The sequence below is a fragment of the Candidatus Poriferisodalis sp. genome, assembly GCF_965208925.1.
Taxonomy (GTDB): domain Bacteria; phylum Actinomycetota; class Acidimicrobiia; order Acidimicrobiales; family Poriferisodalaceae; genus Poriferisodalis.
The window spans coordinates 2670665-2686302 of sequence record NZ_OZ242364.1 but is presented as its reverse complement, the minus strand read 5'-3'; the positions used below and the strand labels follow the sequence as shown (position 1 = coordinate 2686302).

Annotated in this window: 11 protein-coding genes; 5 read left to right on the top strand and 6 right to left on the bottom strand. The window is 68.6% G+C overall.

Annotated features, from left to right (window positions below):
* Window positions 1–13: 13 nt before the first annotated feature.
* Entirely contained in the window at window positions 14–1831 is a 1818-nt protein-coding gene (locus ACOGI5_RS11765) for a cation:proton antiporter (RefSeq protein ID WP_419864607.1), read from the top strand.
* On the opposite strand, the gene ACOGI5_RS11760 is transcribed toward ACOGI5_RS11765, so the two are convergent.
* On the bottom strand, window positions 1745–2311 hold the full coding sequence (locus ACOGI5_RS11760; protein ID WP_419864606.1) for a TMEM165/GDT1 family protein: 567 nt from the start codon (window positions 2309–2311) through the stop codon (window positions 1745–1747). The two genes, ACOGI5_RS11765 and ACOGI5_RS11760, sit on opposite strands and share 87 nt — an antisense overlap.
* 26 nt (window positions 2312–2337) lie before the next feature.
* Window positions 2338–4356 carry a molybdopterin-containing oxidoreductase family protein gene (locus ACOGI5_RS11755; protein ID WP_419864605.1) on the bottom strand — a complete coding sequence of 673 codons (2019 nt, stop codon included), beginning with the start codon at window positions 4354–4356 and terminating at the stop codon, window positions 2338–2340.
* A 69-nt stretch (window positions 4357–4425) separates the two neighbouring features.
* Between ACOGI5_RS11755 and ACOGI5_RS11750 the strand changes: the two genes are divergently transcribed.
* Both ACOGI5_RS11750 and ACOGI5_RS11745 read left to right on the top strand, forming a co-directional pair.
* Window positions 4426–6825, top strand: coding sequence for a CoA transferase (locus ACOGI5_RS11750; RefSeq protein ID WP_419864604.1), 2400 nt, complete (start codon window positions 4426–4428; stop codon window positions 6823–6825).
* Window positions 6826–6871: 46 nt separating this feature from the next.
* The gene (locus tag ACOGI5_RS11745) at window positions 6872–7510 is read left to right on the top strand and encodes a VOC family protein (protein WP_419864603.1); all 639 of its coding nucleotides are present in this window, start codon (window positions 6872–6874) and stop codon (window positions 7508–7510) included.
* A gap of 14 nt (window positions 7511–7524) precedes the next feature.
* Here ACOGI5_RS11745 and ung read toward each other — a convergent pair whose 3' ends face one another.
* Together ung and ACOGI5_RS11735 are read right to left on the bottom strand one after the other, a co-directional pair.
* A complete protein-coding gene (gene ung, locus ACOGI5_RS11740) occupies window positions 7525–8190 on the bottom strand; it encodes a uracil-DNA glycosylase (protein WP_419864602.1) in 666 nt (221 codons plus the stop codon).
* 20 nt (window positions 8191–8210) lie between these two features.
* Entirely contained in the window at window positions 8211–9281 is a 1071-nt protein-coding gene (locus ACOGI5_RS11735) for a phosphotransferase family protein (protein WP_419864601.1), read from the bottom strand.
* 144 nt (window positions 9282–9425) lie between these two features.
* Between ACOGI5_RS11735 and ACOGI5_RS11730 the strand changes: the two genes are divergently transcribed.
* Window positions 9426–10886 carry a pyridoxal-dependent decarboxylase gene (locus ACOGI5_RS11730; RefSeq protein WP_419864600.1) on the top strand — a complete coding sequence of 487 codons (1461 nt, stop codon included), beginning with the start codon at window positions 9426–9428 and terminating at the stop codon, window positions 10884–10886.
* 66 nt (window positions 10887–10952) lie between these two features.
* On the opposite strand, the gene hisC is transcribed toward ACOGI5_RS11730, so the two are convergent.
* Both hisC and ACOGI5_RS11720 read right to left on the bottom strand, forming a co-directional pair.
* Window positions 10953–12044, bottom strand: a complete 1092-nt coding sequence (gene hisC, locus ACOGI5_RS11725) for a histidinol-phosphate transaminase (protein WP_419864599.1) — start codon at window positions 12042–12044, stop codon at window positions 10953–10955.
* 45 nt (window positions 12045–12089) lie between these two features.
* Window positions 12090–12977: a polysaccharide deacetylase family protein gene (locus ACOGI5_RS11720; protein WP_419864598.1), complete on the bottom strand. Its 888-nt coding sequence runs from the start codon at window positions 12975–12977 to the stop codon at window positions 12090–12092.
* A 66-nt stretch (window positions 12978–13043) separates the two neighbouring features.
* On the opposite strand from ACOGI5_RS11720, the gene ACOGI5_RS11715 reads away from it, so the two are divergent.
* Window positions 13044–15488, top strand: a complete 2445-nt coding sequence (locus ACOGI5_RS11715; RefSeq protein ID WP_419864597.1) for a CoA transferase — start codon at window positions 13044–13046, stop codon at window positions 15486–15488.
* The last annotated feature ends 150 nt before the right edge of the window (window positions 15489–15638 follow it).

The following is a 15638-nucleotide window of genomic DNA, read 5'->3' as shown; positions in this document are numbered from 1 at the left end:
GTCTCGGGTGCAAGTGCTGTTGGCTGCGTCGGCACCGCCGTTGTTCACTGAGCTGGCGATCCTGCTGGTTGCGGGGACGCTGATCGCCTTCGTGTCATCGCGTCTCGGGGTGGTGCCGATCGTCGGGTTCCTCGCGGCGGGCACGGTCATCGGGCCCAGCGGCGTCGGCCTCATCAGCGACATCGACCTCGTCAACCAGTCGGCAGACATCGGTGTGATGCTGCTGCTGTTCACGCTCGGCATCGAGTTCAGCCTCGAACGGGTCCGGCGGCTGGCATCGCTGTTCCTGATCGGCGGGACAGTCCAGGTGGGCCTCACCACGGGCATCGTGGCCGGGGTTGTCGCGGCCTTCGGCGTCGAATGGCGAACAGCAGTCTTCACGGGACTGCTCGTGTCGCTGAGCAGCACGGCCATCGTGCTCAAGGTGCTCGCCGAGCGGCGGGCCACCACGTCGCCCGTCGGCAACGTCTCGGTCGCGCTGCTCATCTTCCAGGACCTGGCGATCGTCGCCATGGTGCTGGCGGTGCCGCTGCTGGGCGGCCAGACCACCGGCCCCGCCGACGTGCTGATCGCCTTCGCCAAGGCAGCCGGCATCGTCGTGGCGGTGATCGTGGTGGCGCGGACGCTGGTGCCGGCGGTGCTGCAGTACGTCTCGCGAATCCAGTCGGGCGAAGTGTTCCTGCTGACCGTGCTGGCCATCTGCTTCGGGACCGCGTACGCGACCAGCCTGCTCGACGTCTCGATCTCGCTCGGGGCGTTCCTTGCGGGACTGATGGTCAGCGAGAGCCGCGTGGCCGCGCGAGCGCTCGGCGAGGTGATGCCGCTGCAGATCCTGTTCTCGGCGACGTTCTTTGTGTCGATCGGCATGCTGCTCGACGTCGGCTACCTCGCGCGCAACCTGCCGCTGGTGGTCGGCTTGGCCCTGGCGGTGGTGGTCGTCAAGATGCTGACGACCACTGCTGCGGCGCTGCTGGTGCGCCAGCCGCGGGCGGTGGCGCTCTCGGGGGCGCTGGTGCTGGCACAGATCGGCGAGTTCTCCTTCGTGCTCGAACGAGCCGGAGAGGAAGTCGGACTCGTCCCGGCGGGACTCGCCGACGGCACCGACGCGTTCATCGCCGTGACCGTGCTGCTGATGGCATTCAGTCCCTTCGGCGCTCGCTGGGGCCAGTCGCTCGCCGCACGATCCGACGCCGACCGCCGCGCCCGCCAGAACGATCGCGCGCACGACGGCGATGCCCCTCAATTCGATCCCAGCGAGCACGAAACGCTGGTCGATCACGCCGTCGTGAATGGCTTCGGCCCGCGGGCACGCCGTATCGTCTCCGCGCTCGAGCTGGCGCACATCCCCTACACCGTCGTGTCGCTCGACCCCGAGGCGCAGCGATGGGCCGCATCCACAGGACGGAGAGTGCTCGTGGGCGACGTCTCCCGTCACGTGATCGCCGAGCGCGCCGGCCTGCGTGACGCCCGGATCGCGCTCGCGGTCGACAGCCCGCCCTCAGCGGTCGAGCAGTTCGCCCGTATCGCCCGCGAGCACAACCCCGACATCGCCGTGCTGGCCTGGGCCGCCGATCCCGCTGATGCCGCCGACCTCGAACGCGACGGGCTGGTCGATCACGTCGTCGCAGAGCGCCAAGCCGCCCACGACGCGCTCATCGCCCACGCGCTCGGCCACTTCGAGCTGCCCGAGCCCGACACCGAAGCGGTCACCCACGCCGTCCTCCACACCGAACTCGGTCCCGACTCAACCGCCGACGACGGCACTGACGATGGTGATGACACCTACCGCCACGAAGACGACGGCGCCGATCCGGGCAAGTCTCGGACCTGACAGGCGCTCGACAAGCTGCTGACCGACCACGACAGCGAGCCCGGTCGCCGCGACCATGGCAGCAAACGAGCCCAGCCACACGAAGACAGCCGAGCGCTCAGCGGCAAGTGCAGCGGTCGCGATCATGGTCTTGTCGCCGAGCTCGGCGAGCAGGAACAACCCGGTCGCGCCGAGCAGGCTCGCCCGGCCCAATCCCTTGGGCATCTCCTCCTCATCCCCGTCCGCCGACCACCACGTCCACAGTCCCAGCACGACGAACAACCCGCCGACGACTGCCGTGGCAGCCCGGCCCCCGAAGATCGACCCGACTGCCGATCCTGCAGCGACCGAAATGGTCTGCAAGAGCGCGATGGCGGCAACGAATGCCGCGAGGGTCTTGACGGCGCCGTGACGTCCCGCGGTTGTCAGAGCGACCAGCTGGGTCTTGTCGCCGATTTCCGCCAGGAACACGATGCCGAACGCAACGCCGACGTCAGCCACCGCGGCACCCTACGTCGAGCGTCAATTCACCGGGCCGGTTCGAGGCTCACGAGGGTGCCGTGCACGGCACTGCAGCCCTCGATGTCGGCCGAGTTGCCCTCGTGCAGCGCATTGACATTGCATCCGCCCGGCTCGAGCTTGGGCCAGCGCCCCTTGTAGGCCACGAGCACGCCGCGAGGTGCGATGTCGCCGATGGCCGTCGCAAGCGTGATCTCTCCGGCGCCATTGCGGAGCTGCACCAGATCGCCGTCGGAGATGCCGAGATCGGCCGCGTCGGCGGGGTGAACGGTGACGGTTGCCGGCCCTGACCGCCGACCGATCGTCCGGTCATTCGCATGCGAGTCGTTGAGACGCCAGCGAGATGCCGGCGTCAGCAGCCGAAACAGGCCCTCCGGTCGGGCGGGATCGGTTGCCGGCGTCGGCACCGGGTCGAGGCCGACCTCTGACAACGATGCCGAAGCGATCTCAATCCGCCCCGAAGGTGTGCGGAACCTTCGAGCCGCGAAGTAATCGAACGGCTCCTCGGTGAGATAGACGTGACCCCGTTCGGCCAGTTCTTCGAACGAGAGCCCCAGGTCGAGCCCGTCCAGGAGCCGCTCGATGAGCACTTCATCGGTCTCGTGCAGCTCGGGTTCGTGGTATCCCATCGCTGCGGCGAGCCGGCGGAAGATCTCCTGGTTGGGCAGCGAGTCTCCGACGGGTTCGCGGACCTTGCACTGTGCTCCCACGATGGGGTTCATGTAGCTGAAGGTCAGATCGTCGAACTCCAGGAAGCTGGCCGCCGGCAGGACGATGTCGGCATAGTCGACGGTGTCGGTGGGGAAACAGTCGACGACCACCGTGAACAGGTCCTCACGGCGGAACGCCTCCCGCAGCCTGAGCTGTTCAGCGGCCGAGGCCAGCGGGTTGGTGTTCCAGCTGAACATGGCGCCGAAGCGATCGGGATCTTCGAGCGCGCCGGCGAGACCGATGTGGTTCATCTGGCGGGCCTCGCCGTCCACGAGCGACGCTCCGGCGAGCTCGTCGAAGTCGGCTCCGAGCAGCGCTGCTGCGACGTTGAGGTAGCAGATCCCGGCCCCTGGTTTGCCGATGTTGCCGGTGAGCGCGGGCAGCAGGCCGATCGCTCGCATCACGTTGGCGCCGGTGGGCTGGCGCTGCAGCCCCTGTCCCGCCCACAGCAGCGCGGGGCCGGACGCATAGAGCTGCGCTGCTCGCCGGATCTGTTCAGCCGGGACACCGGTCTGTGCCTCGCCCCAGCTTGGCGAGCACGTCTCGATGGTCGGGAGCACATCGGGGGCGCCATGGACATGTGCTGCGATGAACTCGTCGTCGAACGCCCCGAGGGCCCTGAGCTCGTGCGCCATGGAGAACGCCAGCGCAGCATCGGTGCCCGGGAACGGCTGGAGGTGCAGATCGGCCCGCGCGGCGGTGTCAGTGCGGATCGGGTCGACAACCACCACCGCGCCGTCGAAGTCGCCCAGCCAGTGTTCGTCCATGTGAGGACCGCTGTGGGACGGATTCGCACCCCACACCACAATGCACGACGAGTCTGCAGCGGTCCGGGGGTCGAAGCCGGCGACCGAGATGCCGAACATCGCCGACCAGGCGATGTGCCCTGCCAGATTGCAGATCGAGTCCGGCTCGACTTCGGTGGCGCCCAACCGGTTGAAGAACCGCATCGGGAACATGAATGCCAGCATCGACAGCGTCCCCGAGTAGTGGGTGTGAACCACGGCCTGAGGCCCGCGTTCGTCGACGACCTGCTGGGTTCGCTCGGCGACCTCGCTCAGCGCAGCCTCCCAGCTGATGGCCTCGAACGCTCCCTTACCCTTCGGTCCGACGCGACGGAGCGGCGTGGACAAGCGCTCGGTGGGGTCCTGCCACACGCCGTTGTACGCAGTTGCGCACTTGGTGCACAGCGTTCCCCGGTTGATCGGATGTTCCGGATCGCCGCGCACGATGACCCGGCCGTTTCTTCCCGGACGCACCACGATCCCGCAATTGTCGTAGCAGTCACGGGGGCAATTCGTTCGCAGCTCGGTCATGCCGCACCCCGCCGCTCATTAGACCACAGCCGTTGGCGAGCGGAATGCGGAACTAGTTTCCGCGTCACCATGACGCTGCTGTCGCCGTACCGGGTGCTCGATCTGACCGACGACCGGGGGCACATGGCCGGGTTCATCCTGGCGCGGCTCGGCGCCGAGGTGATCGCTATCGAGCCGCCGGGAGGCTCCCCTGTTCGGCGGCTCGCACCGTTCGATGCGAGCGGCGCCTCGCTCACCTACGCCTCCTACGCACGCGGCAAGAGGTCGGTCGAGCTCGACATTGCCAACACTGCAGGCGCCGATTCGCTGCGGCAGCTCGCGGCTGGCGCTGACGTGCTCATCGAGTCAGCCCCGCCAGGCCATATGGCATCGCTCGGCCTCGGGCCCGACGCGCTTGCCGAGATCAACCCTGCGCTCGTCGTCGCCTCCATCTCGCCGTTCGGCCAGACAGGACCCAAGGCCAGTTGGGCGGCGACCGATCTGACCGTGTGGGCGTCGGGCGGACCGATGCACATGTGCGGCGACGAGGACCGCTCACCGCTGGGCGTCGGTGTGCCGCAGGCATTCCTGCACGCAGCCGGCCAGGCCGCTGCGGCGGTGACGCTGGCGCTGGTCGAGCGCAACCAGTCCGGGCTCGGCCAGCACATCGATGTGTCGGCGCAGGCCGTGGCGATGAACTCGACGATGTCATCAGTGCTGTGCTCGCTGGTCAACGCCCCGCTGACGCTGCGAGGAGGCGGCGGCATCCGCAGCGGGCCCATCCGCCTGCGTGTCGTCTATCCGGCCAAGGACGGGTACGTCTCGTTCACGCACGTCTTCGGGGCGGCCATCGGGCCCGCAACGGCCCGGATGATGGCGCTGGTGCACGAGGCCGGCTTCTGTGACGAGGCCACGGCCGGCAAGGACTGGGTGCAGTACGGCATGGCGCTCGGCGACGGCAGCGAGACGCTGGAGGACTTCGAGCGGATCAAGGAATGCGTGGCGGCGTTCACGGCGTCCCGCACCAAGGACGAGCTGTTCGCGCTCGCTCTTGAGCGCCGCCTGCTGCTTGCCCCGGTTGCGACGACGGCCGACCTCACGGCATCCGAACAGCTCGCCTCCCGCGACTACTGGGACATCGTCGATGGCGAGCGCTACCCGGGCCACTGGATGAAGCCCGAACCGGGCGACGGCTCGGCCGCCCGAGTGCCAGCCGTCGGTGAGCACAGTGCCGAGGTGCTGGCCAGCGAGCGGTCGCCCGCCGTCTTCGCGCCCGCGACCCCGGTCGCCCCCGAACGCCCGCTCGAGGGGCTCAAGGTGCTCGATTTCATGTGGGCGGTGGCCGGGCCGACGGTGTCCCGCCTGCTGGCCGATGCAGGCGCCACGGTGATCCGGGCGGAGTCGTCGATCAAGCTCGACGCCGTCCGCACGTTCCTGCCGTTCATCGACAACGACCCCGGACCCGAGAACGGCGCCACGTTCAACAACATGAACGCCGGCAAGCTCGGCATCACGCTGAATCCCGCCACCGACGCGGGCCGCGAGGTTGCATACGACCTCGTGCGCTGGGCCGACGTGGTGTGCGAGTCGTACACGCCGCGCATCATGCGCTCGTGGGGGCTCGACTACGACAGCGTGCGCGACATCAACCCTTCGGTGGTGATGCTGTCGAGCTGTCTCTACGGCCAGACCGGCCCGCTGGCCAATTTCGGCGGCTACGGCAACCTGTCGGGCGCCATGGTCGGCTTCTACAACATCACCGGCTGGCCGGATCGTGCCCCGGTCGGCCCCTACGGCGCAATCACCGACTACACGTCACCCCACCCGGCGACGGCCAGCCTGCTCGCGGCCATCGACCACCGGAGGCGCACCGGCGAGGGCCGCTACCTCGACTTCTCCCAAGCAGAGGCCTCGGTCCATTTCATCGCGCCGGCAGTGCTGGAGTACCTGCGCAATGGCAACGTCGTGGGCGGACGAGGCAACCAGAGCGAGCACCACTGCCCCCATGGGGTATTCCTCGCCGCCGGCGACGACCGATGGGTGGCTGTGGTGGCCCAGAACGACGACGCCTGGACAGCGCTGGCCGACCTCATCGGGTGCGCCGAACTTGCGCCGCTGCCGCTCGCCGACCGGCTGGCGCGCCGGGAAGAAATCGAGGCCGCGGTCTCAGCGTGGACCGGCCAGCTCGACGAAGCCGACGTCGAGGCGCAGTGCCAGGCTGCAGGCATCGCCGCGCACCGGGTGCAGAACAGCCCCGAGCTGGCGGTCGATCCCCAGCTCGCGCACCGGGGCCACTGGGTGGAAGTCCCCCACTCCACGCACGGCACGACGGTCATCGAGGCGCCCCGGTTCACGATGTCACGCAGCCGTGTGTGGCCCGAGCGAGCCGCTCCGGCTCTCGGTGAACACCTCTACGAAGTGCTCACCTCCCATCTCGCCTACGACCCCGACAAGATCGCCGAATTGGCCGCAGCAGAAGCCTTCGACTAGCACAGCCGGCACTGACTGGCCTGCCACCCGTGGCTAACGTGCCCGCATGGCAGCAATCGATCACATCGTCGTCGCAGCACCCGACCTGGCGGCCGGCACGGCCGCCGTCGCAGAGCTCGTCGGGATGCAGCCCGCGCCAGGCGGGCCCCATCCCGGCGTCGGCACCCGCAACACGCTCCTGTCGCTCGGCGACGAGGTGTACCTCGAGATCATCGCCCCCGATCCGGAACAGCCCGAGCCAGCGAACCCGCGTCCGTTCGGCATCGACAGCCTCGGCGGGCCGAAGCTGGTGACATTCGCCATTCATGCCTCCGCGGGCGAGACCATCGAAGACGTCGTGGCTGCGATGCGCGGCTGCGGCGAAGACCCGGGCGAGATCATCTCGATGAGCCGGGTCAAGCCCGACGGCGAGGAGATCCACTGGTCGCTCACCCTCTCCCCCGCCGGCCTTGCCGATGGTGCCGGCCTCGCTCCATTCGTCATCGAGTGGGGCGACACCACCCACCCCGCCAAGGTGACGCCGACCGGCTGCACGCTCGTGTCGATGTCGGGCACCCACCCCGACCCTGACCACATCCGGGCCCTCTACAGCGCGATCGGCATCGACGTGTCGGTCGAGGCCGGCGACGACGTCAGCGTCGAAGCCGTGCTCGACACCCCCAACGGGCAGGTCACCCTGCGCTAGCTCACAGCGCTGAATCAGTCGGCGATGCGCCAGTCGACCGGCTGGCGGCCACCGGCTGCAAGGGCCGCGTTGGCGCGGCTGAACGGCTTGCTGCCGAAGAAGCCGTTGTGCGCGCTGAGCGGCGACGGGTGAGCGGACTCGATGACGACGTGCCGGGTCAGGTCCACCAGCGACTTCTTGCGACGCGCAAAGCCGCCCCACAAAATGAACACCACGCGCTCGGGCTTCGCACTGACCGCCCGGATCACCTCATCGGTGAAGGTTTCCCAGCCTGCCGAGCGATGTGATGCGGCCTGGCGGGCACGGACTGTCAGGAACGCGTTGAGCAGCAGCACGCCCTGGCTCGCCCATCCTTCGAGATTGCCGTGGGACGGCGGCTCGATCCCCAGGTCGTCGCGCAGCTCGGCGAAAATGTTCTGCAGCGACGGCGGCTGCGGGATGCCGCGGGGCACCGAGAAGCACAGCCCGTGCGCCTGCCGCGGGCCGTGATAGGGGTCCTGGCCCAGGATCAGCACCTTCACGTCGGCATAGGGCGTCAGGTGCAGGGCTGCGAACACCTGGTCATGCGGCGGGTACACGGCGCCCTGCGCTCGCTCGTCGGCCACGAACTGCTTTAGGATCGGCCAGTAGGGCTTGTCGAACTCGCCCCGCAGGATCGGGTTCCAGTCGGTACGCGGCATGCCCCGCAAGGACCTCGGTGCTAGGAGATCGTCTCGGCGGCGGCCGCGGACAGCTCGATGCCGCGCCCGATGCGAGCCCGGTAGAGGTCGAGGTCGACATCGTCGGCGGGCTTCTGGCCGCGCATGTAGCGGGCATACACGCCGTGGATGATGCACGCCGACTTCCAGTGGTTGAAGCTGACGTAGTACGCCAGGTCCGACAGGTCGGCACCGGTCTGCTGCTCGTAGCGCTCGACGAGGTCAGCACGGCCGACGAAGCCGTCCACCAGCGTCGGCGGGTCGGAGCCCTCCAAGATCTCATCGCTGGGCTCGGTCCAGCTGTTCAGCGCATAGGCGAAATCGGCCAGCGGGTCGCCGAGCGTGGAGATCTCCCAGTCCAGCACGGCCTGCAGCTCGCCTGCGGGGTTGAACAGGCAGTTGTGCAGCCCGTAGTCGCCGTGCACCACCCGGGCCGGGCCCTGTTCAGGCTTGCGATCCTGCAAGAAATCGTGCAGCTCGTGCACGACCGGCGTGTCGTAGCTCGCCGACTCTGCCGAGGCCGTCCACGACCGGTACCACGTCCGGATCTGCCGCCCGACGTAGTCCTCCTTCTTGCCGAGTTCGCCCAGCCCGACATCATCGGGGTCCACCGAGTGCAGTGCGGACAGCACGTCCATGAACGACATGCCCACGTGTGCCCGGCCCTCGGCGGTGAGGTGCTCGCGGGCATCGGCGGATTCGAAGAGCGGCTTGCCCTCCACGTAGCTCATCACGTAGAAGTGCGCCCCGGTCACGTCAGGGCTCTCGCAGTAGCCGTAGGCCTTGGCCACCGGCACATCGGTGGGCCCGAGACCGCTGATGATCGTGAACTCGCGGCCCATGTCATGCGCCTTGGGCAGCAGCTCGCCCATCGGCGGGCGGCGAACCACCGCCGTGGTGCCGTCGGCGGTAGTCAGCTTGTAGGTGAGGTTGCTGTGCCCGCCTTCGAGCTGACTCCATTCGAACGGCGGCTCGAGGCCGTCGACGTTCGCGTCGATCCACGCCTCCACCGCGGGAACGTCATAACCCAGAATGCCCGAAGCCACAGCGCCGTTCGTCGCCCCGTCCGCCATCTCGCCCCTCCTTCTCGCTCAGCCCGCACACACTACGGCAACCACCTCACCCGACGGCAGGCTGTGCACGACCGCGCCGATGGGCCACGAGGGGCAGCGAATGCGCCACGAGACGCCACGACGCTGACCGGTAGCGTCGGCGCCATGGATGAGATCGATCCAGAAGTCACCTCGCCGCCTGCACACATGACGCCGGAGGAATTCCGGCGCCACGGTCGTGAGGTGATCGACTGGATCGCCGACTACTGGGAGCGCATCGAGTCGCTGCCGGTGGCTTCCACCGTCCAGCCCGGCGACATCCGGGCACTGCTGCCAGACTCCGCCCCCGAGCAGCCCGAACCCTTCGAGCACCTGCTGGCCGACTTGGATCGGGTGGTCGTGCCCGGGGTCACCCATTGGCAGCATCCCGGCTGGTTCGCCTACTTCCCCGCCAACAACTCGCCGCCCTCGGTGCTGGCAGACGCTGTGTCGTCTGGGCTCGGCCTGATCGGCCTGCTGTGGTCGGCATCCCCGGCCATGACCGAGATCGAGAGCCACATGCTGGACTGGCTCGTGGACCTGACGGGCCTGCCGAGCCACTGGAAGACGACGGCCAGCGGGGGCGGCGTGCTGCAGGGCAGCGCGTCGGATGCAACGCACGTCGCGCTGGTGGCGGCTCGGCACCGTGCCGCCGAGCGCAGCGGGCAGCCGGCGACGCAGATGGTCGCCTACACCTCTGCTCAGGCACACAGCTCGGTGGAGAAGGGCGCCAATATCGCGGGCTTCGGCCACGTCCGGCTGGTCGAGGTCAACGAGCACCAGGCCATGCGATCTGACGCTCTGGCCGCCTCGGTAGAAGCCGACATCTCAGCCGGCCTGGTGCCGACATTCGTCGGCTCGACCGTCGGCACCACCGGCACCACAGCGGTCGACCCCGTGCGGGCAATCGCTCAGATCGCCGTCGAGCACAGCCTGTGGCACCACGTCGACGCTGCCTACGCGGGCACCGCCATGATCTGTCCCGAGTTCCGTCACCACAACGACAGCGTCGAGCTCGTCGACAGTTACGTGTTCAACCCCCACAAGTGGATGATGGTGAACTTCGATTGCTCGGCGTTCTACGTCTCCGACAAGGCCGCGCTCACTGATGCCCTGTCGATCGACCCGCCGTATCTGCGCAACGCCCAGAGCGACGCCGGCAACGTGATCGACTACCGCAACTGGCAGGTGCCCCTGGGTCGTCGCTTCCGGGCGCTCAAGCTGTGGTGGGTGCTGCGCAGTTACGGCGCTGCTGGCATCCGCCAGATGGTGCGCCACCACGTGGCGATGGCTCAGGAGTTCGCGCAGCGGCTCAGCGAAGACGCCCGGTTCGAGATCGTGGCCCCGCACCCGTTCTCGCTGGTGTGCTTCCGCTGCCGTGCTGCGGACGACTCACCGGCCGCCCAAGACGCTGCCGACAGCGCCACCGATGCCATAGCGGCCGCCGTAAACACCAGCGGCATCGCCTACCTGACTCCCTCGAAGCTGGATGGGCGCAGCATCATCCGCGTCGCTGTCGGCCAGTCGCGCACCGACCGCTCGCAGATGGACATGCTCTGGAAGCTGATCAGCGAGGCAGCCGTCTAGCTGCGGCCAGCCCGACCAGCCCAGTCAGCCGGCCCGACTCAGCCTGGCCAGCTCGGCCGGCGCAACTCAACCGGTGGGGTCGATGTCGCCCAGCGCGGCTAATAGCCGGTCGTTCTGCCCAGGAGTGCCCAAGCTGATCCTCACGCCCTCGCCCTCGAACGGGCGAGTCACCAGACCCCGCTTCTCCAGCCTGACGAACAGATCCATCGCGCTGTCCACGACTGGCAGGTACACGAAGTTGGCCTGCGACGGCACCACGGGCCAGCCCGCCGACACCATGGCGGCGCTCACGCGTTCGCGCTCGGCCAGGATGCCGGCGACCCGCTCGTCCAGCTCGGCGCTGGCCTGGGGTTCCAGCGAGGCAAGCGCCGCGGTCTGCGCGAGCCCGCTGACGATGAACGGGAGCGCCACCTTGTCGAGCGCCCCGATGACGTCGGGGTGCCCGACGCCGTAGCCGACGCGCAAGTTGGCCAAGCCGTACGCCTTGGAGAAGGTCCGCAGCACCAGGGCGTTGGGGTGTTCCGGCACGATGGCCTCAATCGGATCGGCCACGTCGGGGTCGGTGACGAATTCCCGGTATGCCTCGTCGATCACCACGATCACATCTGCGGGCGCTGCCGCCAGGAGACGCTGCAGCTCAGCCGTGGTGCACACCGTGCCGGTCGGATTGTTGGGGGTGGACAGCACGATGATCTTCGTGCGATCGGTGACCGCCGCGGCGACAGCGTCGAGATCGAACGCATGGTCGACCAGCGGCACCGTCACCGCCTCTGCCGCAGACACAGCGCAGAACACCGGGTGCACTTCGAACGAGCGCCACGGGTACACCACCTCGTCACCCGGGTCGACGTATGCGGCGAACAGCTGCTGCAGCACACCCACCGAGCCCGAGCCGACCGTGACCTCGTCCAGCCCGACACTGTGCCGATCGGCCAGCGCCTCCCGGACGTCCATGCAGCGATGGTCCGGGTAGCGGTTCATTCCCAACGCGGCCTCGGACACCGCCTTGGCTACCGAAGGCAGCGGGTCGTTGGCGTTCTCGTTGGATGCCAGCTTGATCGCCTCGGCCAGGTTGTGCTCGGCCTCTGCCTGCGCCGCCGAGCGACCCGGCTTGTACTGCGGCAGACCCTCCACGGCCGCCCTGGGTCGTCCGATCATGCGCTGGCTCCTAGCTCGCTGCGGGGGTTCGTGAGTGGCCGCAAGCTACAGGCGGCGATTGGCGCCGTCCCCCGGCGTGGCGGCGGCCCGGAAGTCGTCGGCCACCTGCTCCATCGTGGCGAAGGTCACTCCTGGCCGGGACGCCATGTGGTCGATGAGCCGCTCGAGCATCAGCATGCGGCTTCCCCGCCCGATGCACTGCGGGTGCATCGTCAGCACGAACACCCCGCTGCCGATGCGGTCGTGGAGGTAGTCGAACTCGGCTGACCACACGTCGTAGACGTGATCGGGCGTGCGCAAGCCCTGCACCGTCGGGCCGTCGTAGCTGAAGTACGGCCAGTCGTCCAAGACGTACTCGAAAGGCAGCTGCACCAGGTCCACCTCGTCGCCGAACTGGTGCGGGCCGTCAGTGGTGGGCACGTCGCCGAGGCGGCACCAGGTGGGCGCATAGTCGTGGCGCGCCATCGAGGAGTCGTAGGAGAAGCCGTGCTCGATGAGCAGGCTGATCCAGCGGTCGCCGCAGTTGCCTCCCGGCACCCGGTGCCCCACCGGGGCGCTGCCCGACAACCGCTCCAGGCAGTCCATGGACCGGGTCAGGATGGCACGCTCGTCGGCCTCGTCCCGCTTCGACGACGGGGCTTCGTGGCAGTAGCCGTGGTAACCCACCTCGTGCCCGTCGGAGACCACACGGGCGCACACGTCGCCGAACGTGTCGATGGTGTGCCCGGGGATGAACCAGGTGGACGGGAGGCTGCGTTCGTCGAGCAAGTCGAGCAGCCGGTGCGCCCCGATCGAAGAGAACTCGCCCCTGGCGGTGAGGTTCGGCGACCGTGAGCCTCGCGGTCCCGTCCAGATCGAGATCGCATCGAAGTCGAAGCTCAGACAGACCGTGACGCCGGTTTCCTGGCCGTTGGATGGTTGTGCAGCGCTCATCTGCGGACCCTACTGAACCCCTGGTTCGCACTGCCACGCCCGACGGCCGGGCGATACCGTGGCCCGATGCCCGATCCGGCCGATACGTCAGCTGCCTCGGAGCCGCCGCTGGCAGGGATGCGGGTGCTGGAGCTGGCGACCGGCATCGCCGGGCCGTTTGCCGGCCGGCTGCTCGCTGGTGCCGGCGCGACAGTGGTCAAGGTGGAGCCGCCCAGCGGTGACCCAGCGCGGCGTCAGCCCGTCGACGACGTGCCGCTGCAGCCTGGCGAGCTGAGCCCGCTGTATGTGCACCTGAATGCCGGCAAGCTCAACTGCCCCGCCAGCGACGTCGACCCGTCCTGGCCCGATGTGGTCATCGCGAGCGACACCGTCGCCGGTCTCGCCGGCGGCCCCTGGGATCCACAGCGATTGGCCGGCCGCAGCGCAGCGGGAGAGCGGGTCCCGAAGCTCGTGACCGTCACGGCTTGGGGGGCGGACGCCGACAATCCGGGCGTGATCGCCGACGAGCTGCTAGTGCAGACTGCCACGGGCTTTCTGGGCTTCAACGGTGACGAGGGCGCCGAGCCGCTGCGGCTGCCCGGTTGGCAGGCCCAGTACACGGCGGGCGGGCTCGCCGCGTGGGCCGCACATCTGATCCTGCGACGGCCCGAGGCGCACATGGATGTCTCATGGCTGGGGGCGCTGCTCACCGCCGTCGAGCTCTGCTACTGCGACGCGCTGCACTGCGAGCGGCCACGGCCGCTCGTGGGGCCGCACCCGCCCACGGCGTACCCCTCTGGTGCCATCCGCTGCGCTGACGGCTACGTGTGCCCCGGTTCCCTTCGCCGGGACGACTGGGAGATGCAGTGTTTGCACATCGGCGTGCCCGAGTGGATCGACGACCCTGAGCTGAGCCACCGCCACCGCCGCGCCCGGCACATCGAGGTGATCCGCGAGGTCATCGAGCCGTGGTACGCAGCACGAACCAAGCGCGACCTCTTCCAGTTCGCTCTGGACACACCCTGGGCGGTCGGCATGGTGATGACCCCGCTCGACGCGTTGAACGACGAGCATCTCGCCGCTCGGGGTTTCCTCGGCGACGTGGCGACTCCTTCCAGCACGGTCACGGCGCCGATCCGGCCCTTCGCCGCAGCTGGCCTGCCAGTGCCAAGCCAACGAGTCAGCGATCAGGGCATTGACCCGTTTCCCGCTGTCAGTTCAGCGCCCGAGAGCTCAGCAGCCGCTGGAGCTCTTGACTCGCATCGAGCGGTTGGGTCTAGCCCGGCGGACGGGTCCACAGCCACGCTGCGCCCGGCGCACCGGCTGCGTGTCATCGAGATGACTATCGCCTGGGCCGGTCCCTACATCGGCAACCTGCTGACCCCGCTGGGCATCGACGTGATCAAGATCGAGGCGCAGAATCCCTTCGACGGCTTCCGGACCCAGCGACCGTACGACCACGGCATGGCGCCCGGCCTCGAGCATCTGGTCAACGACAATCGCTTCTTCGAAGCAGGCGGCCACTTCAACGCGGTCAACAAGGGCAAGCGCGACTGCGTGGTCACACTCGCCACCCCCGAGGGTCGGGCAGCATTCCTGGAGCTCGTGCGCAACTGCGACGGGATCGTGGCCAATTTCTCAGCGCACGTGCTGCCACAGCTCGGGCTCGATTTCGACACGCTGGCCGAGGCCAATCCTCGCATCGTGCTGGTGCGCATGCCTGCTTTCGGCGTCGACGGTCCCTACTCGAACGCGGTGGGCTACGGCTCGATCATCGAGGCAATGGGCGGCTTGGGTCACCGTCAGGGCTATGAGCACGAGGGCGCCCGCATCTCCAACATCTACTTCCCCGATCCCATCGCAGGCATCGCCGCCGGCTTCGCCCTGCTGAGCGGCCTGCAGCACGCAGAGCGCACCGGTCGGGGCATCGAGATCGATGTCTCCCAGCAAGAGGGCACCTGGCAGCACAGCGGCGAGGCCATCGTGCTGGCGTCGCTGGCGGGCCGGGACATCGGAAGGATGGGCAACCGCGAGCCAGGCGCTGCCTGGAGCGGCTTTATCGAGGGCACCGACGGCTGGCTGGCCGTCATGGCAGAGGGTTCTGCCGACGATCCGTCGCTCGGGTTCGACGTGGTCAATGTGATCTGCGGCCTGCTCGACGAGATCGAGGCCAACGGCAGCCGGCCCACCCGCACTCGGGACGGACTGCAGGCAATCCTGCACCCCGCAGGTGCTCGCACCGAGATCTGCCGCGACCCCTGGACAGCCCCGGCTCACGAGCCGCTGGCCAGCCACATCGAGGTGGTCGAGCACCCGGTCACCGGCGATAGGCGGCACATAGCCAGCCCCTTCACGCTCGACGGGACCCGCCCCTCCCAAGCCGGCCCATCCCCCCTGTTCGACCAGCACACCGACGAGGTCATGGCCGAAGTAGCCGGCCTCACGCCAGGCCAGATTGCCGACCTGCGAGCCGGCGGCCACATCGGCGGCGAGCTCCCACCCCCCGCCGAGCTCGGCTTCGTCTACGACTGACAGGCGCACGAGGGGTGTGCGAGGGCAGGGGCGGCCGCGCGCAGTTATGCGGCGCCCCTGCGACCCCGCGACCGGGCAAAGGCGCCGCATCTGTTTGAAGCACGGACGCCCCTGCCCTCGCACACCCCGGAGTCGAATGCACACCGCGGA

What these genes read in the sequence shown, in the direction of transcription:
- ACOGI5_RS11755 (WP_419864605.1), bottom strand. Translation starts at nt 4,356, where the DNA reads ATGACCGAGCTGCGAACGAATTGCCCCCGTGACTGCTACGACAATTGC.
- ACOGI5_RS11750 (WP_419864604.1), top strand. Translation starts at nt 4,426, where the DNA reads ATGACGCTGCTGTCGCCGTACCGGGTGCTCGATCTGACCGACGACCGG.
- ACOGI5_RS11745 (WP_419864603.1), top strand. Translation starts at nt 6,872, where the DNA reads ATGGCAGCAATCGATCACATCGTCGTCGCAGCACCCGACCTGGCGGCC.
- ung (WP_419864602.1), bottom strand. Translation starts at nt 8,190, where the DNA reads ATGCCGCGTACCGACTGGAACCCGATCCTGCGGGGCGAGTTCGACAAG.
- ACOGI5_RS11735 (WP_419864601.1), bottom strand. Translation starts at nt 9,281, where the DNA reads ATGGCGGACGGGGCGACGAACGGCGCTGTGGCTTCGGGCATTCTGGGT.
- ACOGI5_RS11730 (WP_419864600.1), top strand. Translation starts at nt 9,426, where the DNA reads ATGGATGAGATCGATCCAGAAGTCACCTCGCCGCCTGCACACATGACG.
- hisC (WP_419864599.1), bottom strand. Translation starts at nt 12,044, where the DNA reads ATGATCGGACGACCCAGGGCGGCCGTGGAGGGTCTGCCGCAGTACAAG.
- ACOGI5_RS11720 (WP_419864598.1), bottom strand. Translation starts at nt 12,977, where the DNA reads ATGAGCGCTGCACAACCATCCAACGGCCAGGAAACCGGCGTCACGGTC.
- ACOGI5_RS11715 (WP_419864597.1), top strand. Translation starts at nt 13,044, where the DNA reads ATGCCCGATCCGGCCGATACGTCAGCTGCCTCGGAGCCGCCGCTGGCA.